This is a genomic window from Ferrovibrio sp., from assembly GCF_964218355.1.
In the GTDB taxonomy this organism is placed as follows: domain Bacteria; phylum Pseudomonadota; class Alphaproteobacteria; order Ferrovibrionales; family Ferrovibrionaceae; genus Ferrovibrio.
Genome location: NZ_CAXPMC010000009.1, coordinates 416,500 through 437,361, shown reverse-complemented (window position 1 = coordinate 437,361; position 20,862 = coordinate 416,500). Strand labels below are relative to the sequence as shown.

Sequence of the window (20,862 nt, the reverse complement as noted above, 5' to 3'; positions counted from 1 at the left end):
GGCACTCAGCGGTCGCGCAGGCGCCTGAGCAGCGCGCCGAGGATGCGGGGGTAGTTGACCGGTGCCCAGCGCTGGATGCGGTCGAGCAGCTTGGCGTCGGCGCCGATCAGCACGCGCGGGCGCCGGCGCTCGATGCCGTCGATGATCACGCGCGCGGCCTCGTCGGCGGTCGTGCGCGCGATCTTGTCGAACTGCGCTGCCGCCTTTCCGGCGTCGGTGTTGCCCAGCGAGTCGACGTAGTGCCGCGCGTTGCGGGCGATGTTGGTGCGGATGCCGCCGGGGTGGACGCACACCGCCGACACGCCGCTGCCGTCGAGCTCCTGGCGCAGCGTCTCGGTGAAGCCGCGCACGGCGAACTTGGCGCTGTGATACGCACCCTGCGTCGGCACCGCGATGATGCCGAAGATGCTCGACAGGTTGACGATGACGCCGTCGTCCTGCGCACGCAGTGTCGGCAGGAAGGCCTTGGTGCCGTAGACCACACCCCAGAAATTGATGTTCATGAGCCATTCGAAGTCCTCGAAGCTCATGTTCTCGATGGTCTGGGCGAGGGCGACGCCGGCGTTGTTGATGATCACGTGGGCGCCGCCGCATTCGCGCTTGACCGCATCGGCAAAGGCGAAGACCGCATCGCGATCGGCGACATCGACCGTCTGCGTGTACGCCGGCGACGGCAGCATCGCCGCCGTCTCGGCCAGCGCGTCGGCCTTGATGTCGGACAGCGCCAGCCGGCAGCCCTTGCCGGCCAGTTGCAGCGCGAGTGCGCGGCCGATTCCCGAGCCCGCGCCGGTCACCACGGCCACCTTGTTGTCGAGTCTGTACATCGGCGATCCCTTCATGTGCGGCGCACATGATAGGCCGCGCACGCCTACGCCGGTGCGACAGGCCTCCTTCGCCGGTATCGCATCCCGGCGCAGGCGCCAGCCAGCAGCAGCGACAGCAGGGGCAGCGCACCGCCGCCACCACTGTCCTGCGCCGCTGCACCGGCCGCCGTCGCGGAACGCTGCACCGGGCCCGGGCCGTCGAACACGACCTTGTCCGGGTCCCAGGGGTCCAGGCCCCAGCCGCGCTCGAGCAGTTCGATCGTGCGTCCTTGCACCTCGATATAGGCGTACGAGACGTTGTCACCGTCGTTGGTCTCGAGCACCCGGTGCTCGGCGTCGACGATCGAACGCACGACGTAGCGCCCGTTCGGCTGACCGCCGAACTCCACGTACATGCCGGGCCGCTGCCAGCGGTAGACGTCGCCCCAGCCCACGGACAGGCCGAGCACGCCACCGACCGGCGAGAAGCAGTTGTCCAGCGGCGAGTCGCCGCCGGGCGTCTCGTAGCCCTGGCCGAAGTCCGCCCAGTCGCCGAACAGCTGGTCGGCCGGGCAGAAGCCGGACTTGGTGCCCAGACCCGCCGGCGTGAGGCCGCCGCCGTGCTCGGGATCGGTGACGGCATACAGCTCGAAGCTCAGCACGTAGTCGTCGTGGAAGTGGAAGTGCACCGGGTGGAAGGAGTAGGTGCCGGCCGGGATGAACTCGACCGAGCCGTCGCTGAAGTGCACGGCCTGCAGCTTGGGGCCGACGACGGTGCGCGCGAGCAGTTCCTCGAGATTGAGATAGGCGGTGCCGGCGAGCGCGTCCTCGAGCAGGCTGAAGCGCATGTCGTAGATGCCCGGGCCGAGGTTGATCGGTCCCGAGGTGAAGCGCAGGCAGTCGACGGCGCCGCCGCCGCCGAGCGATGGCGGTGCCATCTCGTCGGCCGTGCACGAAAGCGGGGCAATGCCGGCGACTTCCAGCGGCGGGTTGATCGTGTCCGGCGGGTACAGCCCGTTGAGCGGGTTCGCCGGCGCCACGAACGTGAACTCGTACGGCGGCACCGTGCGCAGGTTCGGCAGCAGCGCGCGGCGGGCGCCGCCGGTGAAGCGCTCCTCGGGCAGTTCCGATTCGAGCTTGGCGCGCAGGCGGAACGACGCCCGGGTCACCGCTTCCGGACGCACGCGCACGGTCCAGCGGCCGCCGGCCGGCGCGTCGACCAGCACCTCGGAATTGAACTGGTTGGCGTTGCTGTCCGATCCGGCGAGGACGCCCTGCGGGTCGAAGACCTCGACGACGAAGGTGTCGAGACGCTCCGGCGTATCGATGCCCACGCGCAGACGGCGGCCGCCGTCTGCGACCTCGACCGCAAACACCGGACACGGCGCGGTGAGATCACACAAGGCACCGTCCGGCACACGGCCGTCGAGCGTGCCGCCGTCCCAGAACCAGGCCTCGTCGACGGCAAGGATGCCGTCGGCGTGCGAGGTCTCGCGCACCGGAAAATCCGCCTTCGCCGACGCCGTCGCGTGATCGGCGTGCGCCCAGCCGCTGGACGCGAACGCCGCCGACAGCACCACCAACCCTGCCCGGATCGAGATCCGCATGTTCCTGCTCCCCGTGACCCCTGTTATGGGAGGGGACGGAGCAAGGAGCGTGCCGCTGGATCAGCCGCTGTCCTGCTGGCGCTGCTGCGCCTCCACTTCACGGGCGCCGGGCACCAAGATGCGCGACGCGACGATGCCCAGTTCGTAGAGCAGGTACACCGGCACGGCGAGCATGATCTGCGAGACGATGTCCGGCGGCGTGAAGATGGCGCCGACGACGAAGGCGCCGACCAGCACGTACTCGCGCATCTCGCCGAGCTTCGCCGGCGTGACGAAGCCGGTCTTGACCATCAGCACCAGCGCGACCGGCGTCTCGAACGCGAAGCCGAAGGCCAGGAACAGGGCCAGCACGAAGTCCAGGTACTTGGCGATGTCGGTCATCACCGCCACGCCCTCGGGCGCAATGCCGATGATGAACTTGAAGACCGTCGGCAGCACCAGGAAGTACGCGAACGCGATGCCCGCGTAGAACAGCAGCGTGCTCGACGCCAGCAGCGGCACGACCAGCCGGCGCTCGTTCTTGTACAGCCCCGGCGCGACGAAGGCCCAGACTTGGTAGAGCACCCACGGCATCGCGAGCACGAAAGCGACCAGCGCGGCGAGCTTGATCGGCGTGAAGAACGGCGACGCCACCTCGGTGGCGATCATCGACGTGCCTTCGGGAAGCATCCGCAGCAGCGGCTGCGCCAGCCATGCGTAGATGTCCTTGGCGAAGGCCATCAGCGGCAGGAACACCAGCAGCACGCCCCAGACGATCTTCAGGAGGCGGTCGCGCAGTTCCAGCAGATGCGCGATCAGCGGCTGTTCCTGCTGCCGGGGTTCGGGTTCGGCTTCGCTCATGCGCTCAGGGCTTGGGTGGCGTGTCCTTGCCCAGCTCGGAAACGGTCTTCTCGATCGCCGAGTTCAGCGAGCGGTTCTGTTCGCGCACGACGCGGTTGGCCTCGTCGAGCTGCTGCTTGAGTTCGGACAGCTTGGCCTCGCGATCGAGCTCGGCCGTGAGATTGCGCAGGTAGCCCCGCGCCTGCCCGGCCCAGCGGCCGACGGTCCGCGCGACCTTCGGCAGCTTCTCGGGACCGAGCACGATCAGCGCGATGACCATGCACAGCGCGATCTCGGTGAAACTGAAGTCGAACATGTCGCCGACGCCGCCTGCGGCTTTCAGACCTTGCTGTCTTCCTGCTTGGCGCCGGCAGTCTCGCGCTGCGCCGGCTGCGCGCTGGCGATCTGCGCCTTGTCCTTGTCCTCGTTGGCCTCGGCCTCGCCTTCGCGCATCGAACTCTTGAAGTTCTTGATCGCACCGCCCAGGTCGCCGCCGAGATTGCGCAGCTTCTTGGTGCCGAAGATCAGCAGCACGATGACCAGCACGATCAGCCAGTGACCAATACTCAGCGAACCCATCTCATCACCTCGTTAGCTAGGACGTCTGCGGCCGCGCCGCCTTTTCCGCATGCCCCGACGTACCGAAACGACGCGCCAGTTCGCCGGTCACGCGCTGCGGCTCGATGTCGCGGCTCGCCATCAGCACCAGCGTGTGGAACCACAGGTCCGCGAGTTCGCGCACCAGGGCCTCGTCGTCCGGATTCTTCGCCGCGATCAGGGTTTCAGCAGCTTCCTCGCCGACCTTCTTGAGGATCGCGTCCGGACCTTTGCGGTACAGACTGGCGACGTACGACACGCCCGGGTCCGCCGTCCTGCGGTCCTGGAGCACGCGATACAGCTCGCCGATCGTGTCGCCGGGGGTGGTCAAGCCTGACATCCGTTGATTGCGTCCGGAAGACAAGTGTACTCCGGCCGGACCGTGCGCTTCAGAGCCGGATCTGCACGCCCTTGTCCGCAAGATAGTGCTTGGCCTCGCTGACACTGTAGGTGCCGTGGTGGAAGATGCTCGCGGCCAGCACGGCATCGGCATGCCCGGCCACTAGACCGGCGTGCAGATGTTCCAGGGTGCCGACGCCGCCGGACGCGATCACCGGCACGCTGACCGCGGCCGAGATGGCGTCGAGCAGTTCGACGTCGTAGCCGGCCTTGGTGCCGTCGCGGTCCATGCTGGTGACCAGCAGCTCGCCGGCGCCGTGCTCGACCATCTTCACCGCCCATTCGATGGCGTCGAGCCCGGTGGCCTTGCGCCCGCCGTGCGTGAAGATCTCCCAGCGCGGCGGCTCGACACGGGCGGACTTGCGCGCCAGCGGCGGCTTCTTCGGCACGACGCGCTTGGCGTCGATCGCGACGACGATGCACTGCACGCCGTAGCGGCCGCCGGCCTCGGTGACGAAGCCCGGGTTCTCGACCGCCGCGGTGTTGATGCTGACCTTGTCCGCGCCGGCCGACAGCAGGCAGCGCACGTCGGCGCAGGTGCGCACACCGCCGCCGACGGTCAGCGGGATGTAGATCTCGCGTGCGACCTTCTCGACGGTCTGGAACAGGATGGGCCGCGCCTCGTGGCTGGCGGTGATGTCGAGGAACACCAGCTCGTCGGCGCCCTGCTGGTCGTACTTGCGTGCGACCTCGACCGGATCGCCGGCGTCCTGCACGTCCTCGAACTTGATGCCCTTGACCACGCGGCCGCGGTCGATGTCGAGGCAGGGGATGATGCGTTTGGCGAGCACTGTGAATACCTGAATCCGGGAACGGCGGTGTCGCCGTGAAGCGCGGCCTCAGCCGCGCGCGATCTTGATCGCTTCCTTGAAGTCGAGCGAACCCTGGTAGAGCGCGCGGCCGATGACGGCGCCGGCGACGCCATCGGGTTCGAGTTCCTTGAGCGTGCGGATGTCGTCGAGCGAACTCACACCGCCCGAGGCGAGCACCGGGGTCTTCAGCGCCCGCGCGAGATTGCGCGTGGAGTCGACGCTGAAGCCCTGCATCATCCCGTCCTTGGCGATGTCGGTGTAGATGATGGCCTCGACGCCGTCGCGCTCGCAGTGCAGCGCGGTCTCGATCACGTCATGTCCGGTGAGCTTGGCCCAGCCGTTGAGCGCGACGCGACCGTCCTTGGCATCGAGGCTGACGATGATGTGGCGCGGGAACTCGAGGCACAGGTCGTGCAGGAAGTGCGGTGCGTTCACGGCCTTGGTGCCGATGATCACGTACTGCACACCGGCATTGAGATAGCGCTGCACCGTCTCTTCGTCGCGGATGCCGCCGCCGACCTGCACCGGCACCTCGACCGCCGCGGCGATCTGCTCGACGACGCCGATGTTGATCGGCTGGCCCTTGACGGCACCGTCGAGGTCGACGATGTGGATGCGCTCGGCGCCTTCGTCGGCCCAGCGGCGGGCGACGGTGACCGGGTCGTCGGAGAAGACCGTGACGTCGTCCATGCGCCCCTGGCGCAGACGCACGCACTGGCCGCCTTTCAGATCGATAGCGGGAATCAACAGCATGAGGCTGAGGGAATTGTCAGGAGGGGAACGGTTCGATGCGGGATGCGGCCCGATTCAGATGGGTTGTGGCGCTTCGATGCCTGACTTGAACAGCACTCTGCCCAATTCGACCGGCGCTGGCAACTCTGCGGGATCAGCGGCCGCTCACGGACTCCATTGGGCGAAGTTGCCGAGCAGCGTCATGCCGGTGTTCTGCGACTTCTCCGGGTGAAACTGGAACGCGGCGATGTTGTCGCGTGCGATCGCCGCCGCGAAGGCATGTCCGTAGTCGGCCGTGCCGAGGACGTGTTCGGGATTGGCCGGCGCGGCGTGATAGCTGTGCACGAAGTAGAACCAGGCGTCGTCCGGCACGCCGTCCCACAGCGGGTGTGCACGGGTCTGCACGACGCGGTTCCAGCCCATGTGCGGAACCTTGAGGCGGTCGCCGTGCGCGTCCGGCGACGGATCGGGGAAACGCACGACCTTGCCGGGGAACAGGCCGAGTGCCGGCACGCCGCCGTTCTCGTCGCTCCATTCGAGCATCACCTGCATGCCCAGGCAGATGCCCAGCATCGGCTTGTCTCGCGCGGCCTCGACGACCATCTGGTTCAGCTCCAGCCGGCGCAGCTCGTTCATGCACTCGCGCACGCCGCCGACGCCGGGCAGCACCAGACGATCGCAGGCCATCAGTTCTTCCGGGTCATAGCTGATGACCACGCGGCTCGCGCTCGACACCCGCTCCAGGGCCTTGCCCAGCGAGTGCAGGTTGCCCATGCCGTAGTCGATGACGCCGATGGATGCTGCCATGATGAAGTCGCGTCGACACGCGTCGCGGCGTCACGCCGCGATCGCGGGTCCTGACGTTAGAGAGTGCCCTTGGTGGATGGCGTGACGTCGCCCAGCCGCGGATCGTGCGTGCAGGCCATGCGCAGCGCCCGGCCGAAGGCCTTGAACACGGTTTCGACGATGTGGTGCGCATTGCGGCCACGCAGATTGTCGATGTGCAGCGTCACCTTGGCGTGATTGACGAAGCCCTGGAAGAACTCGCGGAACAGGTCGACATCGAACTCGCCGATGCGCGCGCGCGGAAACTCGACGAAGTATTCGAGCCCCGGCCGGCCGGACAGATCGACGACGACGCGCGACAGGGCCTCGTCGAGCGGGACGTAGCTGTGTCCGTAGCGGACGATGCCCTTCTTGTCGCCGACCGCCTTGTCGAAGGCCTGGCCCAGCGTGATGCCGATGTCCTCGACGGTGTGGTGATCGTCGATCTCGCGGTCGCCCCTGGCCTCGATGTCGAGGTCGATCAGGCCGTGACGGGCCACCTGGTCCAGCATGTGGTCGAGAAACGGGATGCCGGTGGCGAAACGACCCTCGCCCGAACCGTCAAGGTTCAGGCTGACGCGGATCTGGGTTTCGCGGGTATCGCGTTGGACGCTGGCGTTGCGGGCGGCCATTTCGCCTTGGGGCTGGCGCAAAGGGCCGCCATGGTACTCCCGCCCCGCCCGGATTTGAACCATCCGTCGGGAACCCGGCGTTTCAGGCGCCGCGAGCCTGCTCGCGGCGGAAGCTGCAGCCCCGGGAGCAACCGCGCTGGCTGTGTCCCGAGCGAAATGGCCGCGCGTGCCGGGCCGGCTCGTCCGCCTCCGGCAGGTTGTCCTAGCGGGCCTCCAGCCAGAACGTCACCGGTCCGTCGTTGACCAGTTCGACCTGCATGTCGGCGCCGAAGACGCCGGTCCGGGTGCCGGGCCACTCGCGCTGCGCTGTCGTCGCGAGGTGATCAAACAGTGCGCGCGCGTGCCCGGGCGCCGCGGCCGTGGAGAATCCCGGCCGGCTGCCCTGCCGGGTGTCCGCGGCCAGCGTGAACTGCGGCACCAGAAGCAGCCCGCCGCCGGTATCGCGCAGCGACCGGTTCATGCGTCCGGCCTCGTCGGCGAACACCCGGTAGCCGAGCAGGCGTTCGACGAGGCGTTCGGCCTGCGCCGGACCGTCCTCGGGGCGCACCCCGACCAGCACCAGCAGTCCCGGCCCGATCTCGCCCCGGCAGGTCCCGTCGACGGTCACCGCCGCGCGGCGGACCCGTTGCAGCAATCCGATCATCAGGTTTCTTGAGTCATTTTCCTACAAGGGGACGGGGCGATCCGCGGACATCGCCACCGCGGGCCGTCCCGTCAAACTGGCCTCGCTTCGCCCGGCCTCCCCTGAATCGGCCGGACGGGGCAACATGGTTTTTTCCTCCTCCCTTCGAGCCCGGTTTCCCACCGGGCTTTTCTTTTTTGTGCGTCCTGCACCAACCGGGACGGCTCGCCGGAATAGGGGCTCAGCGGACCGTCCGCGGACCATTTCCCGATCCGGCCGCTGCGCCCGCCGGCGGGCAGAAATCCGGCAGCGCGTTCGAAAAGTCCGGACCGGCACGGCCCGGTCTTGCGCAGGATGCGCATAATGCCGCGCCATGCGCATCTTGTTCCAGGTTCTCGCCCGCTTGCCGCTGCCGCTGCTGCAGGGGCTGGGCAATCTGCTCGGCTGGCTGCTGTGGCTGCTGCCGAACAGCCGCCGGCGGGCCGCCTACGCCAACGTCGCGCTGTGCCAGCCCGGGCTCACGCCCGCACAGCGCCGGCGGCTGGTCCGGCGGTCGCTGTGCCATGAGATGAAGACGATTCTCGAGCTGGCGGTGATCTGGCTGGCCCCCGAACAGCGGGTGCTCGGCCTGATCCGCGAATGGCACGGCCGCGAGCACATCGACGCGGCGTTGGCGCAGAACAAGGGGTTGATCCTGCTGACGCTGCACCAGGGCAACTGGGAGTCGGTGGCGATTCCGTACTCGAAGATGCATCCGGCCACCGGCCTGTACAAGCGTCAGGGCGGCGTGCTCGACGAGATCGCGACCGCCGGGCGCTGCCGCTTCGGCGGCAACATGTACGCCGCCGACAGCGCCGTCGGCCGGCCGCTGCTGGAAGTGCTCAAGCGGCGCGAGACGATCTACTTCATGCCCGACCAGGACCCGCCGCCCGGCCGCGGCGTGTTCGCGCCGTTCTTCGGCCAGCCGGCGCATTCGCCGACGCTGGTCGCCAAGCTGGTCCGCAAGACCGGTGCGCCGGTGGTGTTCTTCTACGGCGAGCGCCTGAACTGGGGCCGCGGCTTCATCGCCCATTGCTTTCCGGCGCCAGCGGGCATCGACAGCGAGGACCTGGAAACGGCGGTGTCGGCGATGAATGCCGGCCTCGAACGCTGCGCGCGTGATTGCATCGAGCAGTACTGGTGGGGGTACAAGCGTTTCCGGCGGCGGCCCGAAGGCCAGCCCCGGCTGTATTGACCCTGCACAAGCCTTGAAGCGGCGCCGGCCGCCCCTACAATCGCGCGATCTCGGAACTCACCGGCGCGACGCCTGTCCGAGACAGCGCCGTTTTTCCACAACACAGACAAAGGGATATGGATAGCGAAGTCCTGATCGAGGCGCGTGGGCTCACGCGCCGGTACGGACCGACCGTGGCCGTGGAGACGCTGGATCTCACGCTGCGGAAGGGGGAGATTCTCGGCCTGCTCGGCCCCAATGGCGCCGGCAAGTCGACGACGATGAAGATGCTCACCGGCAATCTGGCGCCCAGCGACGGCGAGACCCGGATCAAGGGCGTGTCCTTGCGCGAGGAGCCCAAGGCCGCGAAACGGCATCTGGGCTACCTGCCCGAGCAGCCGCCGGTCTATCCGGAACTGACCGTCGACGAGTACCTGCGCTACTGCGCCGGCCTGCACGGCGTGGCCAAGGCCGACCGCGACGCCGCGGTGGATTCGGCCAAGCGCGACTGCGGGCTCGGCGACGTCGGTCACCGCCTCGTCGGCAATCTGTCGAAGGGCTATCAGCAGCGCGTCGGCATCGCGCAGGCCATCATCCACCGCCCGCCGGTGGTGATCCTCGACGAGCCCACGGTGGGCCTCGACCCGATCCAGATCCGCGAGATCCGCAAGCTGATCAAGGATCTGGGCGCCAATCACAGCGTCATCCTGTCGAGCCACATCCTGCCGGAGATCCAGGCCGTGTGTTCGCGGGTGATGATCATTGCCCGCGGCCGCGTGGTCTACAACGAATCGATCGATGCGACCCGCGGCAGCGGCGTCGGCGCGATCACGCTGGGCCTGCGCCGGCCGCCGGAGGTGTCCGCGCTGCAGGGCATCGTCGGCGTGCGCCGGGTCCGGGCCATCGAACCCGGACGCTTTCACATCGAACACGAGGACAAGGCCGATCCGCGCGAAGCGCTCGCCGAGGCCGCGGCGCGCGGCAACTGGGGGCTCTACGAGCTGAGCGCGCAGGCGCGCACGCTCGAGGAGATCTTCGTCGAACTCACGTCCGGCGACGAACAGCGGGCGGGCGACATCGAGAAGGAGGCCGCGTGATGACCAATGTCCTGAATATCGCGCGCTACGAGCTGCGCCGCATCTTCCTGTCGCCGCTGGCCTGGGCGGTGCTCGCCATCGTGCAGTTCATCATGGGCTTCGTCTTCATCAACCTGCTGGTCGAGTACGCCGCCAACGCCGGCATGGGCAGCGATCAGTTCGGCGTGTCGGACTACATCGGCGGCTCGCTGTACGGCTTCGCGACGATCCTGCTGCTGCTGGTGATGCCGCTGATGACGATGCGGCTGTTCGCCGAGGAGCGCAAATCCAACAGCCTGACGCTGCTGTTCTCGGCGCCGGTGTCGCTGACCGAGATCGTGCTCGGCAAGTTCGCCGGCCTGCTCGGCTTCATCGGCGTGGTGATCCTGCTGATGGCACTGATGCCGCTGGCGCTGAACTGGTCGACCGACCTCGACTGGGGACGCATCGTCGCCGGCCTGCTCGGCCTGTTCCTGCTGATGATGTCCTTCGGCGCCGCCGGCCTGTTCGTGTCCTCGTGCACGCGCGAGCCGACGATCGCCGCGGTCGGCAGCTTCGGCCTGCTGCTGGTGGTGTGGCTGCTGAACATCCTGGCGTACAACGATTCGATCCCGTTCAAGGAACTGTTCGGCTACCTCTCGCTGATCGACCACTACGAGAGCCTGCGTCGCGGCGTCTTCGATACTGCGGACGCGATCTACTACGTGCTGTTCTCCGCGCTGTTCCTGTCGCTGACGGTGCTGCGACTGGACATGGAACGCAACTGACCGGGGGACGGAACCAATGAACCAGAGCATCAACAAGAAAGGAACCCTGTTCCAGCAGCTCGGCAACGGCGTGCTCGTCGCCGCCGTCATCGTGCTGCTCGGCTTCGTCTCGGTGCGCTTCAAGACCGAGCTCGACTGGACCGCGAACAAGCGCAACACGCTGACCGACGCCAGCGTCCAGCTGCTCGACTCGCTCGCCGACCCGGTGACCTTCTACGTGTTCGCCCCCAGCGGCGCCGACACCCGGCGTGCGGTGGAGGAGGACCTGGGCAAGTACCTGCGCGAGAAGAAGGACATCCGCGTCCAGTACATCGACCCGAGCGTCTCGCCGCAGAAGGTGCGCGAGTTCAACATCAACTTCATCGGCGAGGTCGTCGTCGAATACCAGGGCCGCCGCGAGAACCTGCGAGCGACCACCGAGCAGAGCATCACCACCGCGCTGCAGCGGCTGTCGTACTCGGGCGAGCAGTTCGTGGTCTTCCTCGAGGGTCACGGCGAGCGCGCGATGGCGGGCGAGGGGCCGGACAGCTACGCGCGCTTCGCCCAGGCGCTGCGCGACAAGGGCCTCAAGGTCCAGGGCCTGAACCTGGTGCAGACGCCGGCGATCCCCGACAACACCAGCGTGCTGGTGATCGCGTCGCCGACGGCGAAACTGTTCGACGGCGAGATCGCGCTGATCCGCGAGTACGTGAACAACGGCGGCAACCTGCTGTGGCTGGCCGATCCGGACTTTCCGGTCGGCATCGAGCCGCTGGCGCAGGACCTCGGCATCGAGTGGCAGAACGGCTACGCGATCCTGCCGGAGTACCAGTTGCTCGGCACCGGCCACCCCGGCTTCTTCGCCGCGATCGGCTATCCGCCGAACGCGGTGACGCAGGGGCTCGATCTGGTGACGCTGTTCCCGTTCGTGCGCTCGATCGCCGGCCAGGGCGCCGAGGGTTGGACGCTGCAACCGATGCTGCAGACCTCGGACGCCGCCTGGCTCGAGACCGGCGACATCGAGGCCGGCACGGTGGCGCTCGACGACACCGACATCCCCGGACCCTTGAACATCGGCGTGACGCTGACGCGCTCGTACACACCGCCGGCCGCGGCCGAAGCTGACGATAGCGAAGGCACGGACGATGCAAACGATGGCGAGAACAAGCCGGCGGCCCGTCCGCAGCGCGTCGTGCTCGTCGGCGATGCCGACTTCCTCGCCGACGCCTACGTCGGCGAACTCGGCAACCAGCAGCTCGGCCTGAACATCGTGCAGTGGCTGGCGACGCGCGATGCGCAGCTCAACATCGACATCAAGGCCGCGCCGGACACGATGCTCTATCTGCCGGGCTGGGCCACGGTCACGATCTCGGCGATCTTCGTACTGCTGCTGCCGCTGACGCTCGTCGGCTTCGGCGTCGCACGCTGGGCCGTGCGCCGCCGCCGCTAAGGGGGACCGCGATGAAGCGCTCGCATCTCAACGTCGCGCTGGCCGTGGCCGTGGCCGGGCTCGGCGCGCTGCTGTGGTTCAGCCGCGAACAGGACGAGGTGTTTCCGCCGTTGACGCCGCTGGCGCAGGATGCAGTCAGCTCGATCACCGTCGCCCATCCGGACGCGCCCGTGATCCGGCTGCAGAAGCAGGACGGGCAGTGGCGGCTGGTCGAGCCGGTACAGGCACCCGCCGACGAGTTCGAGGTCGCCAGTCTCGTCAATCTGGCGAGCACGGACGTCAAGCGCAGCCTCGCCGCTGCCGAGGTGGACCTGGCCGAACTCAAGCTCGACCCGCCGCAGTACCGCATCACGCTCAACGACACCGAACTCGCTTTCGGCGACAGCGAACCGATCGAGCACCGGCGCTACGTGCGCACCGGCGACCAGGTCGCACTGGTGCTCGACCCGCCGAGCGCCGCACTCGACGCCGACTACAGCGACCTCGTGGCCAAGCCGCTGGTGCCGCCGGGCGCCGAGATCCGCCGCATCGAGCTGCCGGGACTGACGGTCGCGCGCGAGAACGATGCGTGGACCTCGCCGGAGCACCCCGACGCCGAGTCGGCGCGGGTCGAGCCGGTCGTCACCGCCTGGCGTGAGCTGCGGGCGATGTGGAACGCCGAGCGCCCGGACGATGCCGGCGACGCCGGCGATCCGGTGCGCATCGTCCTCGCCGACGGCGAGCTGAATCTGCGCATCGTCGAACGCGAGCCGCAGCTCAAGATCGACAATCCGGCCTATGGCGTGCGCTACACCGTGTCCAAGGCCGAACTCGACAGGCTGACGAAGTTGGCCGAGCCCGCGCCGACCCCGCCGTCCGAAGCGTCCGCGGACGAGCCGACGCCGTCCGAATAAGACTTGCAGGAGCGCGTTCGGGCGCGAGCCGTCCGTCGATCCGGGACGCATGGTCGCGCCTGAAGGCGCTCCTACAGGTGCATTGTTGGCGGCGGCGAACACGGCGCGACCATAATCCCCCATGCCCGAATTGCCCGAGGTCGAGACCGTCCGCCGCGGTCTGACGCCGTACCTGCAGCATCGTCGCATCGCCGCGGCGACGGTGCGCGAACCGCGCCTGCGCTGGCCGATCCTTGCGGAGCTGCCGGCCAAGCTCGCCGGGCGGCGCGTCGAGCGGATCGACCGGCGCGGCAAGTACCTCATCGTCGTGCTCGACAGCGGCGATCGCGTGATCCTGCATCTGGGCATGAGCGGGCGCATCCTCGTGCTCGAGCCGTCGGTGCCGCTGCGCAAGCACGATCACGTCGACTGGACGCTCGACAGCGGGCGGATCATGCGCTTCCACGATCCGCGCCGCTTCGGCGCGATGCTGTGGTGGCCCGCCGCCGAAACCGAACACCTGCTGCTGCGCGGCATGGGGCCCGAGCCGTTCTCCGATGCCTTCGACGGCGATTACCTGTTCCGGCTGTCGCGCGGCCGCAGTGCGGCGGTCAAGAGCTTCGTCATGGACGGCCGCATCGTCGTCGGGGCCGGCAACATCTACGCGACCGAGGCACTGTTCCGCGCCGGCATCCGCCCGACGCGCGCCGCGGGAAAACTCACGCGCGCGGACTGCGCGCGCCTTGCCGCACACATCCGCGAGGTGCTCGCGGAAGCAGTGGAGCTGGGCGGCACGACGCTGCGCGACTTTGCCGGCGCCGACGGCGCGTCCGGCTACTTCCAGCAGGCACTGTCCGTCTACGGACGCGACGGCGAGCCCTGCCGCGTCTGCGCCTCGCCGATCCGCCGCATCGTCATCGGCCAGCGTTCGTCGTTCTACTGCACACGCTGCCAGCGGTAGCGCCCGGGCGTCGTGACCCGGATTGCCGAAGGTCCTAAGCTGGCGGCATGAATCCGGATCGCCTCGACCGCTGGCTGGGTTTCGTCGCCGTCGCGCACGTGTTCGCCGGCCTGGCTCTGCCGTTCGTGCTGCTGCGGACGAACGGCCTCGATGCCTGGCTGCCGCTGGATGGTGGCGATACCCGCGTCGCCTTCGCGCTGTTCGGCCCCACCGTCGCGAGCTGGGGCCTGCTGATGTGGTTTCTCGTGCAGTACGGCCTGCGCCGTCAGCAGGCCTGGGCGGCTAACGCCCTGATCGCCGGCATCCTGGTCTGGGCGCCGCTCGATGCCGCGATCTGCCATGCCTGGGGCTGGACGCCCGCAGTCATCCTCGATGCCGTCGCCGCCATCGCGATCCTGGTGCCCGCGCTGTGGCGACGCGCGCAGATCGGGCGAGACGCCGCGTGAGCATGCGTCAGCCGAGCTGGTTCATCCCGCATGGCGGCGGACCGTGCTTCTTCATGGACTGGTCGCCGATCGGGCCGGCCGATACCTGGAAGGGCATGGAGGTCTTCCTGCGCAGCCTGCTCGACGGCGCGCCGCGGCCGCGTGCGGTGCTGGTGATCTCCGCACACTGGGAAGCGCCGGCCTTCACCGTCAATGCCGCGGCGCAAGCACCCTTGCTGTTCGACTACCACGGCTTTCCGCCGCACACCTACCGCCTGCAGTACCCGGCACCGGGCGATCCGGTGCTTGCGGCGCAGGTGGAAGAGCGGATTCGCGGTGCCGGACTGCCGTGCACCCGCATCGACGATCGCGGCCTGGATCACGGCGTCTTCGTGCCGATGCTGCTGATCGACCCGCCGGCGCAGCTCCCCGTCGTCCAGCTGTCGCTGCGCGAGGGCCTCGATCCGGCCGAGCATCTGTGCCTGGGCCGCGCGCTGGCGCCGCTGCGCGACGAGGGCGTGCTGATCCTCGGCAGCGGCATGAGCTTTCACGACGTGCGCGCGCTGATGCGCGGCGACAGCGCCCGGGATGCACAGGTGTTCGACGACTGGCTGACCGCCGCCGCCATCGATGCCCCCGAGCGCCGCGACGCCGCGCTGGTCGACTGGCTGCGCGCACCCGGCGCCCGCGCTGCCCATCCGCGCGAGGAACACCTGTTGCCGATGATGGTTGCGGCCGGGGCGGCCGGCGATGACGTCGGTGAGCGCGTCTACAGCGAGCCGATCATGGGCAACCGCGTGTCGGCGTACCGCTTCGGCTGAGCGGCACGCCGCCGGGTGTTGCCCCCGGCCGATCGACCCCGACATACTGCCCGGTATGTAATCGACCGGGGACCGCTTCATGACCGATCTGCTCGCGCAGCCCTTCCGGCTGCCCTGTGGCGCCACGCTGCCCAACCGCCTGTGCAAGGCGGCGATGACCGAAAGCATCGCCGATCCCTGGCTGCGCGCGACCGAGCGTCACAACACGCTGTACCGGCGCTGGAGCGAAGGCGGTGCCGGGCTGCTGATCACCGGCAACGTGCAGATCGACCGCCGCGTGCTCGAACGCCCGGGCAATGTCGCCATCGACGGCAACGGCGGCATCGAACGGCTCAAGGCGTGGGCGCAGGCCGGCACCGTCGGCGGCAATCACCTGTGGATGCAGATCTCGCATGCCGGGCGCCAGTCGCCGCGCTACATCGCCCGCGAGCCGATGGGGCCGTCGGCGGTGCAGCTCGACATGCTCGGCAACTACGCGAAGCCGCGCGAGTTGCGCGAGGACGAGATCCTCGACTTCATCCAGCGCTTCGCCCACGCCGCGCGGACCGCGCGCGAGACCGGCTTCACCGGCGTGCAGATCCACGCCGCGCACGGCTACCTGCTGAGTTCATTCCTGTCGCCCGTCACCAACGTGCGCAGCGATGCCTGGGGCGGCAGCATCGAGAACCGCGCGCGCTTCCTGGTCGAGACGGTGCGCGCGACCCGCGCCGCGGTGGGCGACGACTTCGCCGTCGGCATCAAGCTCAACTCCGACGACTTCCGCAAGGGCGGCTTCTCCAACGAGGACTGCCTGCGCGTCGTCGAGATGCTCAATGCGGAAAAGGTCGACCTGCTGGAGATTTCCGGCGGCACCTACGAGCAGCCGCGCCTGCTCGGCTTCTCCGGACGCGACGATTCGGCCGCCGAGCCGCAACGCCAGAGCACGAAGCAGCGCGAGGCCTACTTCCTCGACTACGCCGAGCGCATCCGCGCCGTCGCGCGCATGCCGCTGATGGTCACCGGCGGCTTTCGCACGCGGTCCGGCATGGAAGAGGCGCTGTCCGGTGGCCACTGCGACATCATCGGCCTCGGCCGGCCGTTGTGCACCGACACCGATTTCCCGAAGCGCCTGCTCGCCCGCGAAGTCGACGAGGCGCCGCGCTACGAGAAAACCCTCAAGCTCGGCAAGGCGCGCTGGCTGTCCGGCGCCAGCCCGCTGTTCTTCATCAAGCTGATCAACGTGCTCGGCCAGCAGGGCTGGTACTACCAGCAGCTCTTCCGTCTCGCCGACGGACTCGCGCCCGACCTGGACCGCGGCGTTGCCAGGTCCTTCTTCGCCTATCTCGCGGACGAACAGACCGTCGCGGCGCGCATGCGCAAGGCACGCCGTGCGCTCGATGCCGGGGCGACGCCGCCGGGCGAGTGAGGCCTACTGCGCCGGCAGGCTCAGCGTGATGCACAGCCCGCCGCCGTCGCGGTTGGCGAGCTGGATGCGGCCGCCGTGCGCTTCGACGATCTCGCGGGCGAGAGCCAGTCCCAAGCCAGTGCCGCTGCGCTTGGTGGAGTAGAACGGCAGCAGCGCATTGGCGAGCACGGTGTCGCTCATGCCGGTGCCGCGGTCGCGGATCTCGATGCGCCACTGCGCGGCCACGCGCCGCACCTCCAGCTCCACCGCGTCGGCGGGACTGCCGGCTTCGTGCGCGTTCTTCAGCAGGTTGATCAGGACCTGCTCGACCTGCACCGGGTCGACACGCACCGAGTCCTCCGGTGCCTCGCCGGCGAGGCGGAACGGCACCTGCTGCGCGAGCGCACCGATCAGCTCGGTCCAGGCGACGGTTTCGAGCCGCGGTGCCGGCAGGCGCGCGAACTGGGCATAGCCTTCGATGAACTGGTGCAGGTGCCGGGCACGCGTGCCGATGGTGGCGAAGACCTCGGGCAGGCGTTCGGTCTGGCCGCGTCTGGCCAGCTCGCTGCCGGAGTGCGCCATCGACGAGATCGGCGCCAGCGAGTTGTTGAGTTCGTGGCTCATCACGCGGATGACCTTCTTCCACGTGGCGACTTCCTGCCGCGAGAGTTCGCGGGTCATGCGCCGGAACAGGTAGAGGCGGTGCCCACGACCCTGCAGCCGGAACCCGCGCTGCGACAGGTGGAAGGTCTCCTCGCCGTCCGGAAAGCCGACGCTGAACAGCGCGTCGCCGCCGCCCGCGAGCGCCTCGCGCATCGCCGGCGGACCTGCATCGACGATGTCGTCGAAACGCGTGCCGGCAAGGCTGCGGTTCTCGTTGAACAGCTGGCGCGCCGCGAGGTTGGCGTAGGCGACGTGGCCGCCGTCGTCGACCAGGACCAGCGCCACCGGCGTGTTCTGCACGACGGTGTCGAGCAGCAGCTCGCGCTGCACCAGGTGCTGGCGCTGTTCGCGCAGCGTGCGCGCCAGCTCGCCGTGCTGACGCGACAGCTCGCCGATGACGTCGCGACGCGCACTGGCGATCGACAGGCTGAAGTCACCGTCGCGAAAGCTGGCCACCGCGCCCTGCAGCGCCCGCAGCAGGCGCTCGAGCGGCTCGACCTGGCGGCGGGCGATGACGAGCGCGCCGATCAGCGACACGCCGCCGGCGGCGAGCACGGCGAGCAGCGGCGCGTCCAGCGCTCGCAGCACGCCGATGCCGACCGCGGATGCGCACACGGCGAGCAGGGCGCTCAGCAGGGCGAAGCGGGCATCAAGCGAGAGACCGCGCATCGCGCGAGTTTAGGCAGGCGCGCCTTCCGGCGCGACCGGGTGGGACGTCAGCACAGCGTCGCGCCCGAAGGCACGCCGGCACGCGGCATGGGCCATCAGGGCGCGTCGGCCGCGAAGCCGTAGCGCTCCATGCGCCGGTACAGCGCCTGCCGCGACAGGCCGAGCGCCTGCGCGCTGCGGCTGATGTTGCCGCCGGTGGCCTTGAGGGTCGCGGCGATGGTGTCGCGATCCGGCTCGTCGCTGCTGCGCGGTGCCGGACTGCGCTGCGGCAGGTTGAGATCGGCGGCGCGGATGACGCCGCCGCTGCACAGCAGGCGCGCACGTTCCAGCGCATTGCGCAGCTCGCGCACATTGCCCGGCCAGTCGTGGTCGACCAGGGCCTCGCGCGCATCGTCGGCGAGCTGCACGTCCTGCCCGAGGAAGAATTCCGCCATCGGCAGGATGTCGTCGCTGCGCTCGGCCAGCGGCGGCAAGGCGATCTCGATCAGGTTGAGGCGGTAGTAGAGATCCTGGCGGAAGCTGCCGTCGGCGATCATCGCCGGCAGGTCGGAGTTCGTCGCCGACAGCACGCGGACCTTGACCTGGCGCGTGCGCGACGAACCCAGGCGTTCGAACTGGCCGGTCTCGAGCACGCGCAGCAGCTTGATCTGGCCGGACAGCGGCAGGTTGCCGATCTCGTCGAGGAACAGCGTGCCGCCGTCGGCCGAGTCGAAGCGCCCTTCGCGCGCGCGGTTGGCGCCGGTGTAGGCGCCGGCCTCGGCGCCGAACAGCTCGGCCTCGATCAGCTCGGACGGCAGCGCGCCGCAGTTCACCGCGATGAACGGCCCGTCGCGGACCGCCGAGTTCGCATGCACGATCTGCGCGATGCGTTCCTTGCCGGCGCCGTTGGGGCCGGTGATCAGTACCGGCACCTCGGAGCGCGCGACCTTGCACGCCAGCTCGACGACGCGCTCCATCGCTTCCGAGCCATAGACCAGACCGCGCAGGTCGTAGCGCCGCGCCAGGTCCTCGCGGCGGCGGCGGCGCTCGCGCTGCAGCCGCGACATCGCGCGGCTGGTCTCCGACAGCTCCAGCAGGTTCTCGACCGTCGTCAGCAGCTTGTGGTCGTCCCAGGGCTTGGCGAGGTAGTCGGCCGCGCCGGCCTTGACCAGCTCGACCGCGGTTTCCAGGTGCGTCCACGCCGTCAGCAGCATGACCGGCATGTCCGGATGGCGCTCGCGGATCGCGCGGAACAGCGCCACGCCTTCCTCGCCGGAGGTGGTGTCGGCGCTGAAGTTCATGTCGGCGATGACCAGGTCCACGCGCTCCACCGCCAGCAGCGCAAGACACTCGTCGGGCATCGACGCGGTGCGCGTGCGGATGTCGCGCAGCGACAGCAGCAGGCTCAGCGCCTCGCGCACCGCGGCGTTGTCGTCGACGATCAGGACCGTGCGCATGGCATTTCGCGTTCGCATCCGCAGTGGATGCGCGGGCGCCCGAAAAGGTTGCGTCGCAGGGTGCAGGGCATGCGGCCGATCATACCGTGCGGGTGGCGGTCGCCGGCGGCACCGAGGCGGCGCGCAGCGCCGGCGCCAGCACCGCGACCTGCCCGAGCAGCCACAGCGTCAGCGCGCCCACCGGCAGGTACAGCCACGGCAGGCGCGGCAGTTCGTACTGCTGCATCAGCCAGCCGCTGATCGCATAGGCCGCGAGCATGCCCAGCACGATGCCGGCCGTGACGATGAGGAAGTTCTCGGTCTGGAAGTAGTAGAGGATCTGGCGGCGCGTCGCGCCGAGCGCCCGCCGGATGCCGATCTGGCGCCGCCGGCGCTGCACCCAGAAGCTGGCCAGACCGACGATGCCCAGCGCGGTGACGATCAGCAGGGCGACGACCACGGCGACCAGCAGCCCGGCCATCACGCGATCCTCCTCGAAATAGCTGCTGCGCAGGTCCTCGATGGTCGTGGCCGACAGCACAATGCGGTTGGGCGAGATTTCGCGCAGCTTCGCGCGCGCGGCCTCGATCACCGCGGCGCGGTCCTGCGGCGCGGTGCGCAGCAGGTAGAAGCCGTAGCCGCCGCCCATGCGGATCGGCAGGATCATCGACTGCCCGGTGAAGTCCGGGTCCTCGCTGATGTTGGGCCGGATCAGGCGCTCGACGACACCAACCACGCGCGCCGGCGTTTCCGACGGGTAGAACTCCTTGCCCAGCGCATCGGCGTCGCCGAACAGCGTCCGCGCCAGGGCCTTTGTGATGATGGCGACGCGCGGCCCTTCCTCGCCGGCGAACAGCCCCTCGAAAGTGACGATCTCGTCGTGCGTGAAGTTGCGGCCGGCGACCAGGCGCAGGCCCAGCGTGTCCAGCAGGCGTTCGTCGCCGTAGTAGGCACCGACGTCGGCGACGCTCTGCTGATCGTCGCGCGCCATGCGCACGCTGGTATTCCAGGACGAGCGGAAGAACGGCACCTGGTTGACCAGCGCCGCCTGGCGCACGCCGGGCAGGGCCTCGAGCGCGCGCAGGTCCTCCTGCATGCGCAGGCCCGGATTCTCGGCGTTGCCGAGTCCGGCCGTGGCGACGCGGATCAGCTCGTTCTCCGCGATGCCGCTGTCGATGCGGCTCGCTTCCATGCGGTGCGCGATCAGGAACAGCGCGTTGCACACGATCGCGCAGCACAGCGCGATCTCGATCGCGATCAGCGCAGCCGCGGTCTTCTGGCGCTTGAGCGCGGCGAGGATGGGCAGGATGTCCATGTCG

At 69.0% G+C, this 20,862-nt stretch carries 23 protein-coding genes; 9 read left to right on the top strand and 14 right to left on the bottom strand.

The genetic code is table 11. The features are described from left to right. Positions 1-5: 5 nt before the first annotated feature. The 11 genes from ACEQZY_RS06205 to dtd all read right to left on the bottom strand — a co-directional run bounded on the left by ACEQZY_RS06205 (position 6) and on the right by dtd (position 7,869). Entirely contained in the window at positions 6-824 is an 819-nt protein-coding gene (locus ACEQZY_RS06205) for an SDR family NAD(P)-dependent oxidoreductase (protein ID WP_370153037.1), read from the bottom strand. A gap of 44 nt (positions 825-868) precedes the next feature. Then, a complete protein-coding gene (locus ACEQZY_RS06200) occupies positions 869-2,410 on the bottom strand; it encodes a hypothetical protein (RefSeq protein WP_370153035.1) in 1,542 nt (513 codons plus the stop codon). A 60-nt stretch (positions 2,411-2,470) separates the two neighbouring features. Next, positions 2,471-3,250, bottom strand: a complete 780-nt coding sequence (gene tatC / locus ACEQZY_RS06195) for a twin-arginine translocase subunit TatC (RefSeq protein WP_110266448.1) — start codon at positions 3,248-3,250, stop codon at positions 2,471-2,473. A gap of 4 nt (positions 3,251-3,254) precedes the next feature. Further along, the gene (tatB, locus tag ACEQZY_RS06190; protein ID WP_110266449.1) at positions 3,255-3,545 is read right to left on the bottom strand and encodes a Sec-independent protein translocase protein TatB; all 291 of its coding nucleotides are present in this window, start codon (positions 3,543-3,545) and stop codon (positions 3,255-3,257) included. 23 nt (positions 3,546-3,568) lie between these two features. Next, positions 3,569-3,808 carry a Sec-independent protein translocase subunit TatA gene (gene tatA / locus ACEQZY_RS06185; RefSeq protein WP_370153033.1) on the bottom strand — a complete coding sequence of 80 codons (240 nt, stop codon included), beginning with the start codon at positions 3,806-3,808 and terminating at the stop codon, positions 3,569-3,571. 16 nt (positions 3,809-3,824) lie between these two features. Further along, on the bottom strand, positions 3,825-4,157 hold the full coding sequence (locus tag ACEQZY_RS06180) for a phosphoribosyl-ATP diphosphatase (RefSeq protein ID WP_370153031.1): 333 nt from the start codon (positions 4,155-4,157) through the stop codon (positions 3,825-3,827). A gap of 58 nt (positions 4,158-4,215) precedes the next feature. Further along, complete coding sequence (hisF, locus tag ACEQZY_RS06175; RefSeq protein WP_370153029.1) at positions 4,216-5,016, bottom strand: imidazole glycerol phosphate synthase subunit HisF; 801 nt, start codon at positions 5,014-5,016, stop codon at positions 4,216-4,218. A gap of 48 nt (positions 5,017-5,064) precedes the next feature. Next, complete coding sequence (hisA, locus tag ACEQZY_RS06170) at positions 5,065-5,790, bottom strand: 1-(5-phosphoribosyl)-5-[(5-phosphoribosylamino)methylideneamino]imidazole-4-carboxamide isomerase (protein ID WP_110266453.1); 726 nt, start codon at positions 5,788-5,790, stop codon at positions 5,065-5,067. A gap of 144 nt (positions 5,791-5,934) precedes the next feature. Beyond that, a complete protein-coding gene (gene hisH, locus ACEQZY_RS06165; RefSeq protein WP_370153027.1) occupies positions 5,935-6,576 on the bottom strand; it encodes an imidazole glycerol phosphate synthase subunit HisH in 642 nt (213 codons plus the stop codon). 56 nt (positions 6,577-6,632) lie between these two features. Continuing rightward, positions 6,633-7,226, bottom strand: coding sequence for an imidazoleglycerol-phosphate dehydratase HisB (gene hisB / locus ACEQZY_RS06160; protein WP_110266455.1), 594 nt, complete (start codon positions 7,224-7,226; stop codon positions 6,633-6,635). A gap of 202 nt (positions 7,227-7,428) precedes the next feature. Then, on the bottom strand, positions 7,429-7,869 hold the full coding sequence (dtd, locus tag ACEQZY_RS06155; RefSeq protein ID WP_370153025.1) for a D-aminoacyl-tRNA deacylase: 441 nt from the start codon (positions 7,867-7,869) through the stop codon (positions 7,429-7,431). A 352-nt stretch (positions 7,870-8,221) separates the two neighbouring features. On the opposite strand from dtd, the gene ACEQZY_RS06150 reads away from it, so the two are divergent. The 9 genes from ACEQZY_RS06150 (at position 8,222) to ACEQZY_RS06110 (ending at position 16,817) form a co-directional block, all read left to right on the top strand. Then, complete coding sequence (locus ACEQZY_RS06150; RefSeq protein ID WP_370153023.1) at positions 8,222-9,082, top strand: lysophospholipid acyltransferase family protein; 861 nt, start codon at positions 8,222-8,224, stop codon at positions 9,080-9,082. 116 nt (positions 9,083-9,198) lie between these two features. Continuing rightward, complete coding sequence (locus ACEQZY_RS06145) at positions 9,199-10,158, top strand: ABC transporter ATP-binding protein (RefSeq protein ID WP_370153021.1); 960 nt, start codon at positions 9,199-9,201, stop codon at positions 10,156-10,158. Next, positions 10,158-10,904 (top strand): ABC transporter permease, encoded by a 747-nt coding sequence (locus ACEQZY_RS06140; protein WP_370153019.1) that lies wholly within the window; start codon positions 10,158-10,160, stop codon positions 10,902-10,904. Before ACEQZY_RS06145 ends, ACEQZY_RS06140 begins: the two co-directional genes overlap by 1 nt. A 16-nt stretch (positions 10,905-10,920) precedes the next feature. Then, positions 10,921-12,333 carry a GldG family protein gene (locus ACEQZY_RS06135; protein ID WP_370153017.1) on the top strand — a complete coding sequence of 471 codons (1,413 nt, stop codon included), beginning with the start codon at positions 10,921-10,923 and terminating at the stop codon, positions 12,331-12,333. Positions 12,334-12,344: 11 nt separating this feature from the next. After that, a complete protein-coding gene (locus ACEQZY_RS06130; protein ID WP_370153015.1) occupies positions 12,345-13,226 on the top strand; it encodes a DUF4340 domain-containing protein in 882 nt (293 codons plus the stop codon). Between the two features lie 121 nt (positions 13,227-13,347). Beyond that, a complete protein-coding gene (mutM, locus tag ACEQZY_RS06125; protein WP_110266462.1) occupies positions 13,348-14,166 on the top strand; it encodes a bifunctional DNA-formamidopyrimidine glycosylase/DNA-(apurinic or apyrimidinic site) lyase in 819 nt (272 codons plus the stop codon). 47 nt (positions 14,167-14,213) lie between these two features. Next, positions 14,214-14,612, top strand: coding sequence for a hypothetical protein (locus ACEQZY_RS06120; protein WP_370153013.1), 399 nt, complete (start codon positions 14,214-14,216; stop codon positions 14,610-14,612). Between the two features lie 2 nt (positions 14,613-14,614). Beyond that, on the top strand, positions 14,615-15,412 hold the full coding sequence (locus ACEQZY_RS06115) for a class III extradiol ring-cleavage dioxygenase (protein WP_370153132.1): 798 nt from the start codon (positions 14,615-14,617) through the stop codon (positions 15,410-15,412). Between the two features lie 79 nt (positions 15,413-15,491). Continuing rightward, entirely contained in the window at positions 15,492-16,817 is a 1,326-nt protein-coding gene (locus ACEQZY_RS06110; RefSeq protein WP_370153011.1) for an NADH:flavin oxidoreductase/NADH oxidase family protein, read from the top strand. 3 nt (positions 16,818-16,820) lie between these two features. On the opposite strand, the gene ACEQZY_RS06105 is transcribed toward ACEQZY_RS06110, so the two are convergent. From ACEQZY_RS06105 to ACEQZY_RS06095, 3 genes are all read right to left on the bottom strand, one after another. Beyond that, a complete protein-coding gene (locus tag ACEQZY_RS06105) occupies positions 16,821-18,128 on the bottom strand; it encodes a PAS domain-containing sensor histidine kinase (protein WP_370153009.1) in 1,308 nt (435 codons plus the stop codon). A gap of 95 nt (positions 18,129-18,223) precedes the next feature. Continuing rightward, positions 18,224-19,582, bottom strand: a complete 1,359-nt coding sequence (locus ACEQZY_RS06100) for a sigma-54-dependent transcriptional regulator (RefSeq protein ID WP_370153007.1) — start codon at positions 19,580-19,582, stop codon at positions 18,224-18,226. 61 nt (positions 19,583-19,643) lie between these two features. After that, on the bottom strand, positions 19,644-20,858 hold the full coding sequence (locus ACEQZY_RS06095) for an ABC transporter permease (RefSeq protein ID WP_370153005.1): 1,215 nt from the start codon (positions 20,856-20,858) through the stop codon (positions 19,644-19,646). Positions 20,859-20,862 lie beyond the last annotated feature (4 nt).